The sequence below is a fragment of the Methanolobus tindarius DSM 2278 genome (assembly GCF_000504205.1).
Classification (GTDB): Archaea; Halobacteriota; Methanosarcinia; order Methanosarcinales; family Methanosarcinaceae; genus Methanolobus; species Methanolobus tindarius.
Genome location: NZ_AZAJ01000001.1, coordinates 488437 through 507271 on the forward strand (window position 1 = coordinate 488437; position 18835 = coordinate 507271).

An 18835-nucleotide genomic window follows, 5' to 3' on the forward strand; every position below is an offset into this window, starting at 1 on the left:
AAATAGAAAAATAAAGGAAAAATGAAGTTCCCAATCCAGTATAATTTATAAAGATTAAAATTAAAGCCCATTAACAAACGCTTCAATCCTCACCAAAGCTTCTTCAATTTCTTCTCTGGAAGTTGCGTATGAGCACCTCAAAAAACCTGTGCCGGCTTCACCGAATACATTACCAGGGATTGTAACGACTTTTTGCTCGTTCATGAGACGTTCTGCAAACTCCTCGGAGCTAAGGCCTGTGTCCCGGACGCTTGGAAACACGTAAAATGCACCTTTTGGTTCAAAGCATTTGAGTCCGATTTTGTTAAGGCCACTAACAATCAGATGTCGGCGACGGTCGTAATCACGGACCATTTTTTCCATTTCGTGCTTGCCGTTTTTGAGGGCTTCGATTGCACCAATTTGTGCGGTTATTGGAGCACATAGCATTGAATACTGGTGTATCAGCATCATAGCACTGATAATCTTGGGGGATGCCATTGCATATGCCAACCTGAAACCGGTCATTGCGTAAGCCTTGGAGAAACCGTTCAACAGGATTGTCCTGTCACGCATTCCTTCAAGAGATGAAAAACATGTGTGTCCACCATTATAGGTCAGACAATCATAGACCTCATCTGAGATTACCATGATATCGTGTTCACACACAACATCTGCAATAGCCTCAAGGTCAGCTTTGCCCATGGTTGCACCGGTAGGGTTATTCGGATAATTAATGAGAACTGCTTTTGTCTTTGGAGTGATTGCTGCTTCAAGTTCCTCGGCAGTGAGTTTAAAATTATTTTCAAGCTTTGTGGAAATAATTACAGGAACTCCTCCTGCAAACATTATCGAAGGAACGTATGCAACATATGAAGGCTGCACAACGATAATCTCATCACCCGGATTGGTAATTGCTCGAATAGCCACATCAAGGGCTTCGCTTACACCGGAAGTAACAAGAATCTCTGAATTTGGATTGTAATTAACTCCATACTTTGAAGCATAATGATCTGCCAGCTCTTCACGAAGCTCAACAAGACCATAATTTGAAGTATATGAGGTTTCACCACATTCAAGTGAGTGAATGCACGCTTCCCTTATGTGCCAGGGAGTCACATAATCCGGCTCACCTACACCAAGGGAGATAACATCTTCCAGACCTGACGCAAGATCAAAGTAGCGACGAATGCCTGATGGAGGCACCTTGTTCATAACATCAGCTACAAATTTAGAAGGGGTGCATGCTTTTCTCATATATTATACATCCTGTAATGTGACTCAATAATAAATTATGGAGTCACCGGTAAACGTGAAACATGGTCCTGCTCATGAAGGATTACACCATCCTCTTTGTATGTTTTCAGGACAAAGTGAGTTGTTGTATGCTGTACCTGTTCAAGAGTTGAAATCTTCTCGGCAACGAAAAAAGCAACTTCTTTCATTGTCTTTCCAGATACTGTAAGTGAAAGATCGTATTGCCCGGATAGAAGTCTCACTGAACGGACTTCAGGGAACTTATACAGACGTTCAACAAGAGGCTGGTAACCTATTGACCTTTCAAGGCTGACCTTAAGCTCGATAATCGCATAGACATACTCATCACCGGCAAGATCCCAGTCAATTACAGTCTTATACTTGCGGATGATTCCGCTTTCTTCAAGCTCTTTTACAATCCTGTCAACTTTGTCTATAGTAAGTCCTGTGAGGGTCGCAATTTCTTCATGACTTATTCTTGCATCCTCTTCCAGACATTCCAGAACATGACGTGTATTATTATCCATCATTTATTAGCAACCCCATAACACCAGACAATCAAATTAAAAAGAAAAAAGAATGCCCGATTACTCGAGCAATACCGCGTTCACAACTCCATCCTGACCAGGACGGCTTGTGATCTTTGCATTACCAAGAGGAGTCTTGATAACTGAGCCCTTTGTAAGGATGTTACGCCTGACGTAGTGCTCGTTTGCAGTATTTCCGGTGACGGTTTCGATGGTAGTCTTCTGGGTCTTACCCTGGGCATCTGTTACATTTGCAACATTGCACTGGAGAAGCCTTACCTTTCTGTTTCCGCCTCTTGTAGAAACATTCTTTCTTTTTGTTTCATTGATGTGAGTGTCAGCAGATTCGCGACCAAGCTCGAACTTTCTTTTGCTGCGAGCAGACTTGATTTTAGCACCTGTGTAGGTTCTTCTAGATCTACCTTGCCATTTCATGATATATCCTCTTATGATTGTTATATAATTATGAATTGAATTAACCTTGTAACTCGGATTAAATCTGGTATGATTTATGGACGTTCCTTTAATAATAAGATGCTATATGAACTTTACGAGTGATGAAATACATATACTCCCTGTACAGAAAAGCAAAAATGAGAAGAAGAATCAGCTTTTCCATAACCTCACATAGACAATTCATAAATAAGTCCAGCGCTTATATTAATGTATGCTTCGCGTAACATTTCTTGGAACGGGAGGATCACTTCCAACCCCGGAACGCAATCCATCGGCCATCATTATTAATCGTGAAGGCGAGCTTATGCTTTTTGATTGCGGAGAAGGGACACAACAACAGATGATGCGGGCCAAAACGGGGATGAAAGCACTGTCATCCATATTCATAACACATTTTCATGCCGACCACATACTTGGAATTCCCGGCCTTATACAGACAATGTCTTTCCACGGAAGAACAGAACCACTGAAGATATACGGCCCTCACTGGGTTCATGAATTTGCAAGGATACTCAGTTCCCTTGGATACTACAAACTGAAATTTGAGATAGATGCTATTGACCTGTCACCGGGAGATGTAGTAAAAAGAGACGATTACTCCATTGTAGCACTCAAAACCGAACACAGTATACCAAGCCTTGGATATGCACTGGTTGAAAACATGCGACCCGGCAGATTTGACCGCCAGAAAGCTATTGAACTTGGAGTATCGCCCGGACCGCTTTTCTCAAAACTCCATAAAGGAGAAGCAGTAGAAGTAGATGGAAAAACAATAAATTCTGAAGATGTAGTTGGGGAGATGAGACCCGGCAGGAAAATAGTCTATACAGGAGACACACGTCCCTGCAAGGCAATACTTGAAGCGAGTAAAGATGCAGACCTTCTTATTCATGATTCAACACTTGCCAGCGACCAGCAACAGTGGGCTATCGAGTCTATGCACTCTACATCAGAAGAAGCAGCAAAACTTGCAAAAGAAGCTGATGTCCTGAAACTTGTACTTACCCACATAAGTTCCAGGTATTCAGATAATCCGACACAGTTGCTTGAAGAAGCTAAGAAGATATTTGATAATGTAATTGTTGCCAATGACCTGATGGAACTTGACGTACCCTTCCGGGACAAAAACTGAACAGAGTAATCAGGAAAATAAAAGTAGAAAAGGGAACTGGATCTATTTAAAGGAAGGTCCAGTCAAGTCTCTTATCATTTGCATCGTAAAGTGAAACTTCCATTGATATTTCCATATCTTCAAGATCATATGGCAGGCGTTTTATACCAATATAAAGAGTGTCTCCCGGACCATAATCAAATCCTTCTGGTTTGACCTTGCCGAAATATGCACGACCACCAGACTCTACCTCTTGAACAGTGACTCCTTTCCACATAAGAGTGTCAATTACATTTACAATGACACATTCGAAACGGTCAGATTCATTTACCTCAGACATAGCTCTCCGATATATTTGTCAGCTTTTAAAAAGATAATCCTAGAAAAAGACACTTTCAGATCAGATGTACATCCTGTCAGCATTTGTTGGTGCAGGAATGTTCTTGAGTTTTTTCACAGAAGCATAAAGGTCATCCTGAATAACATAGTCCCTGTCCTCAATAATAACATTATGAAGAGCAGTCTTCAACACCTTGCTTACAAGATCCCTTCCGGAAAGTCCTTCGGTCATTTTTGCAATGGCAGACAGATCAAGGTCCTTCACAGGTATGGGAAATGTCTTTACATTGGATTCCAGAATCGAAAGACGTTCCTTCTCATCTGGTAGTGTGAACTCAATCTCTTCCTCAAATCTGCTCCTAACGGCAGGATCAATAGTATCTGTGCGGTTGGTGGCACCTATGGTACAAACACCTTCTCGTTCAACAATACCGTCCATCTCAGTCAGCAAGGCATTGACTATCTCTGCAACATCACCACGCAGCTCCTGATGTCTGCGGTCAAGTGCAATGGCATCAAGCTCGTCTATGAAAATGATACATGGAGCCATTTCCTGAGCACGGTCGTACAACTGATGAATCTGCCTGGCACCTTCTCCTACAAATTCACCGATAAGTTCCGTTGCTTTTACAGGAAGAATAGGAACATGTGCCTTATTTGCAAGTGCCTTTGCAAGCATAGTTTTTCCGGTACCTGACGGACCGAAGAAAAGTACATTTCTTGGTGCCCATTTACCGAATTTCTCAGGTGCTTCCAGAAAACGTTCAATTAATTTGCACTTCTTGCGTGCATTTTGCTGCCCGATAACGTCATCAAAGGTGACATCACTTCTGAACTCAACAGCAGGAGTACTGCTAATTACGGTTTCATTCACAATTATATGTGTATTCTGACCGATGACAGAAGCAGGTGGTTCAACATCAGTCACCTTGTATGCAAAATCAGGAAACATCCTGCGGTCAAAGAGATAATCACCTTTGTGCGCGGTGTAACCCTTCCACTGTTCACGTGCATAGTGTTCGAAAACTCCCGGATCTGTAATTTCAGGATATTCATCGAGAAGACTTGTCATTGGATAACCGGCAGGCTCCAGGATGAGAAAATCTGCTGTACTTTCCCCGGGTTCAGAACTTGATTCCCTGCTGGATTTGCTAGTGGTTTTCTGGGCAGTCCTTACTATATGTATCATCTCTTTTATTTTCTAATACTTATTGATTTAAGAAAGCTATTAAAGCTAACCCTTAAACCTCTTTTAAAGTTCAAAAGAGGTTTATGGCCTAAAAGACCGGAGTTTCATCACATACTGTAATCCTGAATTTAAAATATGCGGTTAAATAAAACTCTATAAAATATTAGAACTAAGAAGCAAACGAATGATAAATATAGTTAGAAATACTATAATAATAGATTGATGATGCATGAACGCACACTGAAAAACATGAAGATCACCAGTGTGGTAAACACTGTCCTTATTCTGATAATCAGCATATTCGGATTAGTATTAGTTGTACCTTTTGTGCTTGCTAAGGATACGAATTCCCTGATTGTCAGTTTAGCTTTGATAACTTCCACTTTCACAATAATCATCTATGCAAGTAAGCAGATAGAAAAGAAGAATACAGAACTGGAAATGAAGATAAGCGAACTGGACAAAATGCATAAAGAACTTAATGAAAAGCATCACGGTTTGGAGTATCTCGTCTCCCGCAACACCAGAATAGAGAACATGATATCTTCACTTATCTCAATGTTCATCAAACCGGGAAACATAGAAGGAACCCTGGATGAGATTTTAAAGAAAACAGCTTCATTCTGTAATGCCGAATATTGCTATCTTTTTTTATTCAAAGCAAATGGTGACCCATATATATCCCATAGCTGGAAAAGTGAAGGAAATCCTGAGAAGAAAAGTGTTTTTGAATCAACACCTTACTCAAAATTCCCATGGACAGGAAAAAAGATTGTTCAAAAGCAGATGGTACACATTTCTAAAGAAGAACACCTTCTGGCTGCTGCTGACAAAGAAAGAAACATTGTCTTATCAGATGGCATCCAGTCATTGATGATAGTCCCGGTAGAATCTGAATCAGAATGTATAGGATTTATCAGTATAGAAAGTATATCAAGCAAAAATGATTGCAACCTTGATAATATCCAGACATTGAAAGTTTTGTCTGAGATTATGAGCACAGCACTTAATCACAGGTCATTCCTTAAAGACCTTGGACTTTTTAAAGACCTCATTAACAGGTCTAATGACTTCATTTTTATTATAGATATGGAAAAGAACCGTATCCTTGATGCAAATGAAACTGCATGCAAAGAACTTGGATACTCCATTGATGAGCTGACCGTCATGGAAGAAAAGGATCTTAATTTGCTTTTTGAGGACACATTCTGGAAAAATGACCTTCGAGATCTTGCAGGAGACAGATACCTGCAACCAGGCCAGACACTAACAAAAAAGGATGGAACAAAGATTCCAGCAGAGATGAATATTACTTTTGTAACCCATGACCACCATAATTATGCCCTTGCTGTTGTGCGTGACATTGCAGCACGTCTGGATATGGAAAGCAGGCTTGCAAAGACAAAGCAGGTCATGGAACTTGCCATGGAAGGGGCGGATCTTGGAATGTGGGACTGGAACCTCAGGACAGACGAGGTTATGTATAATGAACGCTGGGCAGAAATGATCGGTTACGATGTCAAAGATATTGAAAAAAACATAATGAGCTGGAAAAAACTCATTCATCCTGATGATCTGGAATTGGTAGATAATACTGTTAGTGAGCATATAAACCGTGAGACACCTTTTTTTGAAGCGGAATTCCGTATGAAAAACAGCAAAGACAGGTGGCAGTGGATACTTGCCAGAGGTAAAATCACAGAATGGAATAATGAACAGCCATTCAGGTTTACCGGTACTACAATGGATCTTGATGAAAGAAAGAAAGTAGAGGAAGAACTACGACATTCCAATGAACTAAAAGACCTGTTCACCGATATCATGCGCCATGACCTGCTAAATCCTGCAGGAAACATCAGAGGATTTTCAGAAGTACTCTACGAGATGGAAGATGACCCTAAAAAAGTGAAAATAATAGACAGAGTACAGAGTAATACTAACAGGCTCATTGACATGATAGAAACTGCTGCCAAGTTTGCAAAGCTTGAAGCAACAGAAGAGCTGGAATTAAAAGGAATTGATATTATGGCAAGCATGAGGAATGTCATAGAACAATTCGAGCACCAGCTTCACGATAAGAATATGACACTTCACGTCAGGGCAGACGGAAGTTACCCTGCAATGCTCAATCCTATTGTAGAGGAAATTTTTGCCAATTACATATCCAATGCTATTAAATACAGTCCTGAAAACTCAGAGATAAACATTGATGTTGTTGACCTGAATTATGTGTGGATGGTAACTGTGGCAGATTCAGGAGAAGGAATATCAGATGATGCAAAACCACTCGTTTTTGACCGTTTTAAGAGAGTTAATAAGAGCGGAGTTAAAGGAACAGGACTTGGGCTTGCCATTGTTAAGAAGATAGCTGAGCTTCTTGGAGGAACAGTAGGTGTTGAAGACAACCCGGAAGGAACTGGCAGCATGTTCTGGGTAAAGCTGAAAAAGTGCCATGAAATGCTGGAAGATGATACATCATCCGCCATAGGAATTGAAATTTCAACCGGAACTAATGTGAACCAGAATACAAAGACAGAAATACACCCGATGTTGCATTAGGTTTAAGGAATATAATTGACATCAGAAGCCCTTGATATCTAATATCGTGAGGAAATAAGATGGAACTTGATGAACTAATCATAACAAGGGCTATAGTTGATGAATTTTCAAAGGTTTTTATTGATTACACAGATGTTGACGTTGCACTTGTAGGTGGAGGACCTGCAAACCTTGTAGCTGCTAAGTATCTGGCAGAGGCGGGTCTTAAAACTGTGCTGTTTGAGAAAAAGCTCTCAATTGGCGGAGGAATGTGGGGAGGAGGAATGATGTTCCCACGTATAGTTGTGCAGGAAGATGCAAAACATATCCTTGACGACTTTGATATCAATTACCACGAGTACGAAGAAGGATACTATGTTGCAAGCTCAGTGGAATCTGTTGCAAAACTTATTTGTGGAGCCACGGAGGCAGGTGCGGAGATCTTCAACCTGATTGACGTAGAAGATGTCATGATCCGCGAAAATGATGCTGTGTGTGGACTTGTCATTAACTGGGGGACTGTTTCCATGACAGGACTGCATGTTGATCCTCTTGCCATCAAGGCAAAAGTTGTTATTGACGGAACCGGACATGATGCAGGAATATGCAATACGGTTCTTAGAAAAATACCTGGTGCTGAAATAGGCTCTGGCATTCCAGGAGAAAAACCAATGTGGGCCGATGTTGGAGAACGTGCCCTCATGGATACTACCAAAGAAGTATATCCGGGATTAATTGCAGCAGGAATGGCCGCAAATGCAGTTGCAGGAGCACACAGAATGGGGCCGGTCTTTGGTGGAATGATGCTCTCCGGTAAAAGAGCTGCGGAAATTGCAATTGAAAAACTGAGAAATGAATAAAAGAATAGATGTTATTTATAAGTAAAAACGCCTGAGGACACTGTTTAACATGCTTCTAAAGGAAAAGGTTTATGTAAGAGACGGACATCTATAGGGTGCTTTCAAGTAAGGCACCTACTTCGAGCCGGGGTAGGGTAGCGGTTATCCTGTAGCCCTGTGGAGGCTACGATTCGAGTTCGATTCTCGATCCCGGCCCCATTTTTTATATTGATTTTATCTGTTTTTTATCAGGATTTTACCTTAACTAAATCTCATTTTACATTAATGATTACTATAAGTACCAAAACAGATGACTAAAAGAAGTTACGTTTTTCGAAATGCAACATAACGTTGCATTTACCACCACCTCACCATTAAGACTGTATAAGAATTAACCCCATCCCATTACAAGGGGTGGTACATCCTTGCAAATCCTATAACGGATTATTTTTGTCTATGCACTCCTACTATATAACAGTATAGATTTTATACACCAGTTATATGGTTTTTTGAATATATAACGTATAAAAAAATATGAAAGGATTGTTTTGTCAAAAATTAAGCCATAGTGACAAAAAGAAAAAAAGATTAAAACTCATTAAGTTTTAACTGTCTTCTCTGGCACATATCTTCGCCAGGAATTTCTACAGGATAAGCACCTGTAAGGCAGCCAACGCATAAATGATCCCGCTCTATTCCTATTGATTCAACCAGACCATCTACACTGAGATAACCAAGAGAATCCGCATTAATAACTGCTTCAACACCCTGGATAGTCTTGTGAGCTGCTATTAGCTCTTCTCTGGAAGCCATGTCTATTCCCAGATAACATGGTGCAATTATTGGAGGACTTCCTATACGGGCATGCACTTCAGTAGCACCCGCATTGCGCACCATGTCAATGATACGGCGTGAGGTGGTTCCTCTTACGATACTATCATCAATGAGAACTACTTTCTTGCCTTTGATATTCTGACCAATAGTATTCATTTTCAGGCGCACGGCAGTTTCACGCATTGCCTGGCCCGGAAGAATGAATGTGCGGCCGATGTAACGATTTTTCATAAGGCTTTCTTCGTAGTCTATCTTTGATTCTTTTGCATAGCCAATAGCAGAAGTTATACCCGAGTCAGGCACAGGAGATACCATATCTCCATCAACCGGGTGTTCACGGGCAAGTCTTTCACCTATTCTTTCACGAACCTTATAGACAAGCTGTCCGTCTATTATAGAATCAGGACGTGCAAAATAAACATATTCAAAAACACAATGCGCACAATATTTCTCTTCAAAGAGCTGGTATGATTCAATTTCACCATCACGGAAAATAAGAAGCTCACCGGGATTTACGTCCCTGAGAAGTTTACCATTAAGGGTGTCAATTGCCACACTCTCGGAAGCCACCACATAACCTGAATCGATTGTACCAAAGCATAACGGTTTGAACCCAACAGGATCCCTGACTGCCATGAGCATATCATCAATCATTATAGTCAATGAATATGAACCGTTAAGCTGCTTCATCACATTGCGCACAGCCTCAACCGGATCATACTTCAAAAGTTCCTTCACAAGAAGGTGGGCAAGTACCTCGGTATCAGAATTTGCGACGAATACATGACCTTCCGCCTCCAGCTGGTCGCGCAGTTCATAACCATTAACAAGATTACCATTGTGTGCAAGAGCAACATTACCACTCTTATATTTTACAATAAAAGGCTGGCAATTTTCTATACGTGAGTCACCGGAAGTAGAATAGCGAACGTGGCCGATACCCACATTGCCTTTCAGGCCAACAAGTTCATCCTTGTTGAAAACCTCAGGCACAAGACCCATACCCTTTAAGGTATGAGGCTCCTTACCATCATGGACAGTTACTCCTGCGGATTCCTGACCACGATGCTGCAGAGCATATAACGCGTAATAGATACGAAGCGCGGAAGGGACTGGATGTGGTTCTTCATCGAACTGTACAACCCCTACAACACCGCATTCTTCGCGCATTTATATCCCTAGTCTAAAAAGACTTAATATTTGCACTTTGCCTGCCACTTGTAGCTTCTCATGCGTGAGCTCTTTCCAAAGCCACATGATGTACACTGTTTTGTATGAATGTTGAGTGAAACACTACCGCAGCGCCTGCATTTTACATGTGTGCGCTTTTGTCTTTTACCCATTGAGGGAGTACCTTTTGACATTTATAATCACCTTTAATATGAAATTCTTTAATTGATTAATAATAATTTTGAAGCCTATGAATTACAGCTTGGAGGTTACCCTTGATATTGCTAGTAGTTCTTATAGGTTACGTTCATTTCAGGGAGAAACGTATACTACGTTGTCACCTCTGATTACAACACTACCCAGTTTTCTTACAATTTCTCCTTCCTTAAGTTCCTCTGCATCATCAAGTACAAGGTTCATGTGTACGTCATATCCCTGGAGTTTTCCACGGAATTCCCTTGCGCCTTTAAGTCTCACAATTACAGGTGTGTTCAAAGCATCGTTCAATATATCAAGAGGTCTGTTTCCCATTTTCGCCGCCTCAGTTAAATAAATCTGAATAAATTCTACACTTAAACTTGTAGCTAATATCTAGCTTGTAAATTTGTTTATTTACATATACATATTGCGATGCTCAATGTTGCATATGCTGTATATAAAACTATCGAGATTAACAGTTTTCAGATATCCAGAAGACTGCAAAACTATGAAAATGAGTCGCAAAGATATATAGGTCCAATTGACCAACTGTTATATAGGCGACAAGGCATTTAAGAGCTCCGTCACACGTCAGAAAACAAATGAGGGATTAAATGAGCAAAATACCAGTCATACTTTCCATAGCCGGCTCAGATTCCGGCGGAGGTGCGGGAATTGAAGCCGATATCAAGACAATAGCTTCACTGGGACTTCACCCTGCATGTGCCATCACATCAGTTACCGCCCAGAACACATTGGGAGTCAGAAGTGCTTACGATATCCCCTGTAATGTTATTATTGAGCAGGTCGATGCAGTCTGTGAAGACATGGACATCACATGGGCAAAATCCGGCATGCTGTCCTCATCAGAGATTACATCAACTGTTGCAGATATGGTTAAAAAACACAAGTTAAAACTTGTGGTGGACCCGGTTATGTCTGCAGAGGCGGGTGGTGATCTGCTCCGCAAAGAAGCTATACGAACCCTGCGAGATGAACTCTTACCTGTTGCAGAAGTTGTGACACCAAACATCAACGAAGCAAACACACTTGCAAAAATGCAGATAAAAACAGTTGAAGACGCAAAAATTGCCGCAAAAGTAATCAGTAAAACCGGAATTAAATACGTTATCGTCACCGGAGGACACCTTGATGCATCAGACATAATATATGACTCCTGTAATGACAGGTACTTTACAATCCCCGGAACTTTTGTAGAAGGCGGAACCCACGGTTCAGGATGTACTTATTCCTCTTCTCTTGCATCTTACCTTGCAAAAGGACATAGCATAGAAGAAGCTGCAAGAATGGCAAAGGAATTTGTTGTTGAAGGCATCAAAGGCAGCGTGCCCGTGGGCAAAGGCGTTGGACCGGTCAACCAGCTTGCATGGCTCCTGAACAATGCAGAAAGATGCATAACCATCAATAATGCGAGAGATGGAGTGCAATTATTAAAGGAATCAAATGCTTTTGCAAATCTCATTCCTGAAGTAGGATGCAATATCGCAATGGCACTCCCGAGTGCAAAAAGCCCTGCAGATGTAGCAGCAGTTACGGGCAGGATTGTTAAACTCAAAAACAATGCCCATGTCGTTGGTGATATTGAATTTGGCGCAAGCAGCCATGTTGCCAGAATAATCCTGACTGCGATGAAATATGATTCATCATTCAAAGCATCAGTGAATATCAAATATTCAGAAGCTATTGTTGGTATTTGCAGGGAAATGGGACTGAGCATATCATCATTCTCAAGAGAAAATGAACCTTCAGATACACACACAATGGACTGGGGGACATCCTTTGCAATTGAGACTTTTAAATCCATACCAGATATAATATATGACAAAGGCGGAATCGGAAAAGAAGCAATGATACGAATAATGGGAAAAAATGCCATAGATGTTGCTGAGACTGCCAGAAAGATAGCCGAAAAGTACCAGCCATGACTAGATATTAATTATATTTGCCAGGAACACACTTAATTAACAGTTAATCCCCGGCATCCACAAGAGTGAAGATAAAATGGAAGCAGAATTTTTTAAAGACCTTTACCTGTCAAAGGAAATAAGGAAAAGTATCCGTGAAATGGGTTTCAGAAAAGCAACAGAGATCCAGGAAAAGTGTATACCGGCCATAATTGAAGGCAAAGATGTTATAGGCCATGCCCAGACAGGAACAGGTAAAACTGCAGCCTTTGGCATACCGCTTATGGAAATGCTTGAACCAGAAGAGAAGAAGACCCAGGCACTCATTATTTGCCCGACAAGAGAACTTGTTATACAGGTAGCAGAAGAACTTGATAAACTTGGAAAATACATACCTGAAATGCAAATATTACCTGTTTACGGCGGAGCTGCAATGCAATCCCAGGCAAATGGCCTGAAAAATGGTATGCAAATTGTTGTGGGTACACCCGGAAGAATAATCGACCATCTGGAAAGAGGGAACTTTCAAACAGACGATATAGGAATTGTTGTGCTTGACGAAGCTGATGAAATGTTGAATATGGGGTTCAGGGACGACATCGAAAGAATACTTGACAGCACGCCTACAGAAAGGCAGACACTCCTGTTTTCAGCAACAATGCCAGAACCTATTCTGAAACTTACAGATATGTACCAGGATGAACCTGTCCACATAAAAGTGGTGCAGGAAAAAATGACAGTGCCTCAGGTTAGACAATATTATTTCGAAGTTAAGGATAACGCAAAACCTGAATCCCTGAGGCGACTTATCGAAGCTGAGAACATCAAGTCGGCCCTTATATTCTGTAATACCAAGAAAGAAGTTGACAAACTTGTCATAAAGTTGCGCTCCAGAGGTTACCCTGTTGACGCCCTGCATGGAGATGTAAAACAAAATAAGAGAGAGCAGCGCATGAACAAATTCAGGGATGAGGATATAGGCATCCTTATTGCTACGGATGTTGCCGCAAGGGGAATAGATGTTGATAACATTGAGGTTGTCTTCAATTATGACATGCCCCATGATCCGGAAATATACGTGCATAGAATAGGAAGGACTGCACGTGCCGGCAGGCCCGGACTTGCATACAGTTTTGTAACTGCAAAAGAAAAGGGAAAACTGGAATCCATTGAAGAAACCACTAATACTGCCATCATCAGGAGAGAACTTCCAAGCAACCGAGACATCGAGAAAATTAAGGAAAACAGGATTGCAGATGAGATAAAAATGCTCATCAGACGTGGTAAACTCGATAAATATGATGAGTTCGTTGCTGGCATAGCAGATGATGGTGTGGATTATCAACAGATAGCATCTGCCCTTGCAAAAATGTTGCTGAAAGGTGACAACTAATCCTTACCATAAACACAATCAATAACAATCCAGATAATTAATTATAACTGAGGAAATTCAATGAAAGATTTTGTGATAATAGGACATAAAGCACTGACAAGCGGAGATTTCTCCTTAAACGATCTTCCCGGGTCTGCCGGAAGGATGGACATACTCTGCAGATGTGTTAATTCAGCACTTTTCCTTTCACATGGAATGAGGCGTGATGTGAATGTCCACCTTGTGCTTCAGGGAGAGCCTGATCCTGCTAAAGTAGTCAGATTCAATGGTGAGAAGCTTAAATATCTCAATCCTGATGAAAGAAGTAGTGGATCCCTGATCAAAAAAGCACTGGAAAAGGATGCAATTGAATATGAGACACAGTCAACTCCAGGAGTATACATACGCCGTGCAGGACTTGAACAGCTGCTCAATGAGTTCAGTGAAGCAGGCAGGGATATTTACTACCTGAAAGAAGATGGCGAAGATATCAGAGAATACTCTGAACTTAACTCAGATGCTGTGTTTATTCTTGGAGATCACATGGGTGTTACCGAGGAAGAAGAGGTAATGATTGACAGGGTTGCAAAATGCACTCTTAATATCGGACCTATTTCCCTGCACTCAGACCATTGTATGATAATCATCCACAATGAACTTGACATGAGAGAGGCATAATCAAATAGTCAAAAAAGGTTATATTATATAGTACCTATTTAAGCAAATCCTAAATCCCCATTATAAACTACAAAGTGATCCAATGAGCATACTTGAAACCGCTAAGAAAATAATTGAAGAAGGCCCCATCTGCGACCATTGTATGGGCAGGCAGTTTGCCAAATTGTCCACGGGCCTTACCAATGTTGAAAGAGGGAAAGCTATCAAGCTGGCCCTGGCAATGGAAGGCGACGCAATCTTCAAAGAGTCAGGCGATGATTCTATCCTGGAAGAACTTGCAAAAAGCAGTCATTACGCCAGAAAGACATTGCGGATCGAAGGTGAGGATGAGAAATGCTGGGTATGCCTTGGAATCTTCGATAATCTCGATGCCTGGGCAGACAGAGCGGTTACAAGTATCGGAGACAGGGAATATTCAACATTTCTTGTAGGTACTAAGGTCAGTGGGCTTATTGGGGAAAATGAGGAAATACTCTGGAGTGAATGCGGCATTACACAGGCCGAGCAGTTCAAAACTGAAATGAACCGTGAGGTTGGTAAGCTCATTTCCGCACGTACCGGCAAGGAAGTGGAATTTGAGAGACCGGATCTTGTTATAACCCTTGACATTGCGGATGAAAGCACAAGCGTACAGGTCAAATCACTCTACATCCAGGGAAGGTACAGGAAACTTGTCAGAGGAATACCACAGACAAGATGGCCATGCAGAAGCTGCGGCGGCAGGGGATGCGAGGATTGTAACAACACTGGTAAGCAGTATCCTGAATCTGTAGATGAACTCATAGGCAAGGAGCTTGTTGGGATGACAGAGGCGATGGATTCAAAATTCCATGGTGCCGGAAGGGAAGATATCGATGCCCTCATGCTTGGTACCGGAAGGCCGTTTGTAGTAGAAGCGGTCAGCCCGAAAATACGCAGCATAGATGTCTGGGAACTTGAAAAGAAGATTAACAAGTTTGCAGATGGAAAGGTTGAGGTTGAAGGACTTAAAATTGTTGAGAAGGCAGTAATTGAGACTCTGAAGTCCTCAAAGGCGGATAAAGTTTATAACCTTAAAGTTACATTCAAAGAGCCTGTTTCCACGGACAAACTGGAAGATGCTATTACAGCACTTATCGGAGTACAGATACATCAGAGGACTCCGCAGAGAGTGGCCCACAGAAGAGCGGACCTTGTCAGGAAACGATATGTCCACAACATGAAACTTGTTGAGAAAACAGAGGAATTTGCTATCATTGAAGTGCATTGTGATGGCGGCCTGTATGTTAAGGAACTTACATCAGGAGATGATGGAAGAACCGAACCGAGTCTTACAGGGCTTCTGGGCATTCAGGCAAAGGTTGATGAACTCAACGTCATAAAGGTAGACATATAAACAAGTCTTAAGGACTTACATACAATTCATACATCAAAATCATATTTTCAATGGAGGAAAATAATCATGGCAACATCACACGGTGAAAAACACTGCACAAGATACAAGTTAAAGAAGACCTCAAGAGAAAGAGGACTTTCACCAATAAGCAAGGCAATCCAGGAATTCGACTGCGGTCAGATGGTTCACATAGACATTGACCCTAGCGTACAGAAGGGAATGCCACACGCAAGGTTCCAGGGAAAGACAGGAAAGATCACCGGACAGCGCGGACGTGCCTACACTCTTGAGATCAGGGACGGAAACGCAATGAAGGAACTTATATCCCTACCACAGCACCTTAAACCACAGAAATACTAATTCACAAATAATTCAGGTGTAATACCTGGATTACCTTTATTTATCGTTAGATATATCTTTACTGTGTATATTTAGCGATAATATTTTATCCCGAATTAATCTTGTAATTACATCGCCATTCCAATGTGGCCTTAATCCAACTAATGCATAGAGTGTATATCAATGATAGTAAAAGAAGTTCTTAGTGAAGAGTTGTTGACCCTGCCTGAAGTTAAGGGTATGCTGCACGAGATTATGGAAGAACGCCTCAGCAATGAGGAAGAGTTGGGCTATGAACTGCGTAAAGCTATCAACCATGCAGAGATGTTCTCAAAGACAACTCCGGAAAAAGCAAGAGATCTTGTAAATAAACTTCTTGAGCTGGAAAAAATGAAGCCTGAGATTGCAATCAGAATTGCAGATGTCATGCCACAGTCAAGAGATGAACTCAGATCACTTTACGCGAAGGAAAGATTCACACTTACCGAAGAAGAACTCGATGAAATGCTAAACCTTGTTGAAGAAGCAATGGATTAGATTTATATTCGATACACCCCTTTTTTTACATCGAGAGTAGTTGCAGTAGCAACAGGTATGCCACATGAGGGAATGATATATGCCAGCAAGGGGAAAACCACCTGAGAAAGAAGAGTACGCATGGATTTTAGATTATCTTCCATATGGAAGCACCGACGATAAACGTCCTTCATATCAAAAGAAGCCTCTTGTCCAGGCAGTTGGAGAGAAACATTTCGTTCTTATGGAACTTGTACCAAAAGAAGGAAAAGTACCGGATATCCAGGCAAGAGTCTACATAGGAGACGGTGACAGGGATCTTATTGACCACGTAAAGCATCGTGTCACATATACAGATCTTAGTCACGGAGCTCAGCTTGAGTTACCATACATTCTGGAAATGACTGTAAAACATGACGAAGACAGGTTTGTACAATTCTTTAACGATGCACATCCAATCACAAACAGGCTTCACATGCTTGAATTACTGCCGGGAATCGGAAAGAAACTTATGTGGGCTATTATTGATGAAAGGAAGAAAGGGACTTTCAAAACCCTGGCCGAACTACATGAAAGAGTCGGCGGAGTGCATTCACCTGAAAAAGTCATAGTAAACAGGATAATAGAAGAGCTGAAGGATGAGAATATCAAATACAGACTTTTCACAACTCCTTCACGCCGCCCACGTAATCACTAAAAGGTGTTCGTTTCTTGGTCTATGAGATACTCAAAAAATATGGTATCCGCGGTGGATACCATGACCAGCATTTTTTGATTGACGAAAGAATCCTTGACAGGATTGTCGATGCAGCAGACATACAGCCCCATGAGACAATACTGGAAATCGGTGCAGGTATCGGAAACCTCACTGAAAGGCTAATGGCAAAAGCCGGCCATGTTATTGCAATCGAAAGAGATCCTGAACTTGTGTTTGTACTAAAGGACCGCTTTGGAGAGCCTGATAATTTCACACTCATAAACGGAGATGTGCTTGACGTTGATTTCCCGGCTTTTGACAAAGTCGTTGCTAATCTTCCTTACTCAATCTCATCTGAAATTACATTTAAGCTATTCAAATACGATTTTAAACTGGCAGTATTGATGTACCAGTATGAATTTGCACAGAGACTTGTGGCCCAAGCCAATTCTAAAGATTACAGTCGTCTGTCAGTCAATGCACACTATTTTGCTGATACTTCCATGATAATGAAAATACCCAGAGGAGCGTTCTCTCCCCCTCCTGAAGTGCTCTCAGCTGTCGTGGAAATAAAACCACGTCCTGCCCATTTTGAAGTTCTGGACAAGGAATATTTCCTTAATTTTGTCACTGCTGTTTTCGGACAGAGACGAAAGAAGATGAGAAATTCCATACTCAGGAACAAACAGCTTCTGGGAATTGAAGATATGAAAGAATTCATAAATGAATTACCACAGGAATTGCTTGATAAAAGGCCAGAGAATCTTGAACCGGAAGAATTCGCAAAACTTGCGAATATGATGTTCACACATAAAGAAAAATAGCATTTGTCCATGGTTACAATTGAACACCGAAGCGCAAGGGTCACACTGGCCGAGCAGGTTTATGAACCTGCTGAAGATTCATATCTACTTGCAGATACTGCGCTTGACCTTGTTAAAGATGGTATGAACGTTCTGGAGATTGGAACCGGAACTGGTTTTGTATCCGCTGTTCTTAAAGCCAACAGGACTATTAGCCTTATAGCCACTGAGATTAGTCCAATAGCTGCAAAATGTGCAAAGTCAAACGGAATAGAGGTAATAAGAACTGACATGTTCTGCGGCCTTAAAGGAAAAAAACAATTTGATATTGTGATATTCAACCCTCCTTACCTCCCCACATCAAATGAGGAAAAAGTACCAGGGTGGCTTAACTATGCCTTTGACGGCGGCTTAGATGGACGCAAGGACGTAGAACCTTTTATGCAACAGGTTGGAAACTACCTCAAACCTCAGGGATTTATCCTTATGCTGATTTCATCACTAACAGGCATAGACGAAGTGATTGAGGAAATGGGAAAACACTCATTCAAAGCAGAGGTTATTGCCAGTGAAAAATGCTCTTTTGAAAATCTGGTGGTCATCATGGCAAATGCAATGGATCACTGATAAAATACCGGCACACATTTGTATAGCCGGGTATTATATATTATGTTTGCATAAAATATGACCAAG

The 18835-nt window shown here is 41.3% G+C and carries 20 protein-coding genes and 1 tRNA gene; 13 read left to right on the plus strand and 8 right to left on the minus strand.

Annotation, left to right across the window (positions count from 1 at the left end; all coding sequences use genetic code 11):
• Positions 1-60 precede the first annotated feature (60 nt).
• Genes METTI_RS02190 through METTI_RS02200 form a run of 3 tightly spaced genes read right to left on the minus strand, consistent with a single transcriptional unit; the run spans position 61 to position 2198 of the window.
• Positions 61-1236 carry an aminotransferase class I/II-fold pyridoxal phosphate-dependent enzyme gene (locus METTI_RS02190; protein ID WP_023844175.1) on the minus strand — a complete coding sequence of 392 codons (1176 nt, stop codon included), beginning with the start codon at positions 1234-1236 and terminating at the stop codon, positions 61-63.
• A gap of 35 nt (positions 1237-1271) precedes the next feature.
• Positions 1272-1763 (minus strand): Lrp/AsnC family transcriptional regulator, encoded by a 492-nt coding sequence (locus METTI_RS02195; protein ID WP_048135727.1) that lies wholly within the window; start codon positions 1761-1763, stop codon positions 1272-1274.
• A 60-nt stretch (positions 1764-1823) separates the two neighbouring features.
• On the minus strand, positions 1824-2198 hold the full coding sequence (locus METTI_RS02200) for a 30S ribosomal protein S8e (RefSeq protein ID WP_023844177.1): 375 nt from the start codon (positions 2196-2198) through the stop codon (positions 1824-1826).
• A 232-nt stretch (positions 2199-2430) separates the two neighbouring features.
• On the opposite strand from METTI_RS02200, the gene METTI_RS02205 reads away from it, so the two are divergent.
• Positions 2431-3351 (plus strand): ribonuclease Z, encoded by a 921-nt coding sequence (locus METTI_RS02205; RefSeq protein ID WP_023844178.1) that lies wholly within the window; start codon positions 2431-2433, stop codon positions 3349-3351.
• A 46-nt stretch (positions 3352-3397) separates the two neighbouring features.
• Here the strand turns inward: METTI_RS02205 and METTI_RS02210 are convergent, their stop codons facing one another.
• Both METTI_RS02210 and METTI_RS02215 read right to left on the minus strand, forming a co-directional pair.
• Positions 3398-3670: a hypothetical protein gene (locus tag METTI_RS02210; protein ID WP_023844179.1), complete on the minus strand. Its 273-nt coding sequence runs from the start codon at positions 3668-3670 to the stop codon at positions 3398-3400.
• Between the two features lie 60 nt (positions 3671-3730).
• Positions 3731-4858, minus strand: coding sequence for an AAA family ATPase (locus tag METTI_RS02215; protein ID WP_023844180.1), 1128 nt, complete (start codon positions 4856-4858; stop codon positions 3731-3733).
• Between the two features lie 222 nt (positions 4859-5080).
• Between METTI_RS02215 and METTI_RS14985 the strand changes: the two genes are divergently transcribed.
• The 3 genes from METTI_RS14985 (at position 5081) to METTI_RS02230 (ending at position 8454) form a co-directional block, all read left to right on the plus strand.
• A complete protein-coding gene (locus METTI_RS14985; RefSeq protein WP_023844181.1) occupies positions 5081-7417 on the plus strand; it encodes a sensor histidine kinase in 2337 nt (778 codons plus the stop codon).
• A 59-nt stretch (positions 7418-7476) separates the two neighbouring features.
• Positions 7477-8256 (plus strand): sulfide-dependent adenosine diphosphate thiazole synthase, encoded by a 780-nt coding sequence (locus METTI_RS02225; protein ID WP_023844182.1) that lies wholly within the window; start codon positions 7477-7479, stop codon positions 8254-8256.
• 123 nt (positions 8257-8379) lie between these two features.
• Positions 8380-8454: transfer RNA gene (locus METTI_RS02230), tRNA-His, on the plus strand.
• A gap of 369 nt (positions 8455-8823) precedes the next feature.
• Here the strand turns inward: METTI_RS02230 and purF are convergent.
• The 3 genes from purF to METTI_RS02240 all read right to left on the minus strand — a co-directional run bounded on the left by purF (position 8824) and on the right by METTI_RS02240 (position 10770).
• Positions 8824-10239, minus strand: coding sequence for an amidophosphoribosyltransferase (gene purF, locus METTI_RS02235; RefSeq protein ID WP_023844183.1), 1416 nt, complete (start codon positions 10237-10239; stop codon positions 8824-8826).
• Between the two features lie 23 nt (positions 10240-10262).
• Positions 10263-10433, minus strand: a complete 171-nt coding sequence (locus METTI_RS15470) for a 50S ribosomal protein L37e (RefSeq protein WP_023844184.1) — start codon at positions 10431-10433, stop codon at positions 10263-10265.
• 118 nt (positions 10434-10551) lie between these two features.
• Entirely contained in the window at positions 10552-10770 is a 219-nt protein-coding gene (locus METTI_RS02240; protein WP_023844185.1) for an LSm family protein, read from the minus strand.
• Positions 10771-11051: 281 nt separating this feature from the next.
• Here METTI_RS02240 and thiD point away from each other — a divergent pair, with 281 nt between their 5' ends.
• From thiD to METTI_RS02285, 9 genes are all read left to right on the plus strand, one after another.
• Positions 11052-12383 (plus strand): bifunctional hydroxymethylpyrimidine kinase/phosphomethylpyrimidine kinase, encoded by a 1332-nt coding sequence (gene thiD, locus METTI_RS02245; RefSeq protein WP_023844186.1) that lies wholly within the window; start codon positions 11052-11054, stop codon positions 12381-12383.
• Between the two features lie 76 nt (positions 12384-12459).
• On the plus strand, positions 12460-13755 hold the full coding sequence (locus METTI_RS02250; protein WP_023844187.1) for a DEAD/DEAH box helicase: 1296 nt from the start codon (positions 12460-12462) through the stop codon (positions 13753-13755).
• Between the two features lie 60 nt (positions 13756-13815).
• Positions 13816-14412, plus strand: a complete 597-nt coding sequence (gene trmY / locus METTI_RS02255) for a tRNA (pseudouridine(54)-N(1))-methyltransferase TrmY (RefSeq protein ID WP_023844188.1) — start codon at positions 13816-13818, stop codon at positions 14410-14412.
• Between the two features lie 82 nt (positions 14413-14494).
• The gene (locus METTI_RS02260) at positions 14495-15787 is read left to right on the plus strand and encodes a tRNA pseudouridine(54/55) synthase Pus10 (RefSeq protein ID WP_023844189.1); all 1293 of its coding nucleotides are present in this window, start codon (positions 14495-14497) and stop codon (positions 15785-15787) included.
• Between the two features lie 66 nt (positions 15788-15853).
• Entirely contained in the window at positions 15854-16147 is a 294-nt protein-coding gene (locus METTI_RS02265; protein WP_023844190.1) for a 50S ribosomal protein L21e, read from the plus strand.
• Between the two features lie 162 nt (positions 16148-16309).
• Complete coding sequence (locus METTI_RS02270; RefSeq protein WP_023844191.1) at positions 16310-16663, plus strand: RNA polymerase Rpb4 family protein; 354 nt, start codon at positions 16310-16312, stop codon at positions 16661-16663.
• Positions 16664-16742: 79 nt separating this feature from the next.
• Positions 16743-17339: a DUF655 domain-containing protein gene (locus METTI_RS02275; RefSeq protein WP_023844192.1), complete on the plus strand. Its 597-nt coding sequence runs from the start codon at positions 16743-16745 to the stop codon at positions 17337-17339.
• Positions 17340-17353: 14 nt separating this feature from the next.
• Positions 17354-18163 (plus strand): 16S rRNA (adenine(1518)-N(6)/adenine(1519)-N(6))-dimethyltransferase RsmA, encoded by an 810-nt coding sequence (rsmA, locus tag METTI_RS02280; protein ID WP_023844193.1) that lies wholly within the window; start codon positions 17354-17356, stop codon positions 18161-18163.
• 9 nt (positions 18164-18172) lie between these two features.
• Positions 18173-18769: a HemK2/MTQ2 family protein methyltransferase gene (locus tag METTI_RS02285; protein WP_023844194.1), complete on the plus strand. Its 597-nt coding sequence runs from the start codon at positions 18173-18175 to the stop codon at positions 18767-18769.
• Positions 18770-18835 lie beyond the last annotated feature (66 nt).

Excerpts from the sequence above, each read along its gene's own strand:
- METTI_RS02190 (WP_023844175.1), bottom strand. The coding sequence starts at position 1,236 with ATGAGAAAAGCATGCACCCCTTCTAAATTTGTAGCTGATGTTATGAAC.
- METTI_RS02195 (WP_048135727.1), bottom strand. The coding sequence starts at position 1,763 with ATGGATAATAATACACGTCATGTTCTGGAATGTCTGGAAGAGGATGCA.
- METTI_RS02200 (WP_023844177.1), bottom strand. The coding sequence starts at position 2,198 with ATGAAATGGCAAGGTAGATCTAGAAGAACCTACACAGGTGCTAAAATC.
- METTI_RS02205 (WP_023844178.1), top strand. The coding sequence starts at position 2,431 with ATGCTTCGCGTAACATTTCTTGGAACGGGAGGATCACTTCCAACCCCG.
- METTI_RS02210 (WP_023844179.1), bottom strand. The coding sequence starts at position 3,670 with ATGTCTGAGGTAAATGAATCTGACCGTTTCGAATGTGTCATTGTAAAT.
- METTI_RS02215 (WP_023844180.1), bottom strand. The coding sequence starts at position 4,858 with ATGATACATATAGTAAGGACTGCCCAGAAAACCACTAGCAAATCCAGC.
- METTI_RS14985 (WP_023844181.1), top strand. The coding sequence starts at position 5,081 with ATGATGCATGAACGCACACTGAAAAACATGAAGATCACCAGTGTGGTA.
- METTI_RS02225 (WP_023844182.1), top strand. The coding sequence starts at position 7,477 with ATGGAACTTGATGAACTAATCATAACAAGGGCTATAGTTGATGAATTT.
- purF (WP_023844183.1), bottom strand. The coding sequence starts at position 10,239 with ATGCGCGAAGAATGCGGTGTTGTAGGGGTTGTACAGTTCGATGAAGAA.
- METTI_RS15470 (WP_023844184.1), bottom strand. The coding sequence starts at position 10,433 with ATGTCAAAAGGTACTCCCTCAATGGGTAAAAGACAAAAGCGCACACAT.
- METTI_RS02240 (WP_023844185.1), bottom strand. The coding sequence starts at position 10,770 with ATGGGAAACAGACCTCTTGATATATTGAACGATGCTTTGAACACACCT.
- thiD (WP_023844186.1), top strand. The coding sequence starts at position 11,052 with ATGAGCAAAATACCAGTCATACTTTCCATAGCCGGCTCAGATTCCGGC.
- METTI_RS02250 (WP_023844187.1), top strand. The coding sequence starts at position 12,460 with ATGGAAGCAGAATTTTTTAAAGACCTTTACCTGTCAAAGGAAATAAGG.
- trmY (WP_023844188.1), top strand. The coding sequence starts at position 13,816 with ATGAAAGATTTTGTGATAATAGGACATAAAGCACTGACAAGCGGAGAT.
- METTI_RS02260 (WP_023844189.1), top strand. The coding sequence starts at position 14,495 with ATGAGCATACTTGAAACCGCTAAGAAAATAATTGAAGAAGGCCCCATC.
- METTI_RS02265 (WP_023844190.1), top strand. The coding sequence starts at position 15,854 with ATGGCAACATCACACGGTGAAAAACACTGCACAAGATACAAGTTAAAG.
- METTI_RS02270 (WP_023844191.1), top strand. The coding sequence starts at position 16,310 with ATGATAGTAAAAGAAGTTCTTAGTGAAGAGTTGTTGACCCTGCCTGAA.
- METTI_RS02275 (WP_023844192.1), top strand. The coding sequence starts at position 16,743 with ATGCCAGCAAGGGGAAAACCACCTGAGAAAGAAGAGTACGCATGGATT.
- METTI_RS02285 (WP_023844194.1), top strand. The coding sequence starts at position 18,173 with ATGGTTACAATTGAACACCGAAGCGCAAGGGTCACACTGGCCGAGCAG.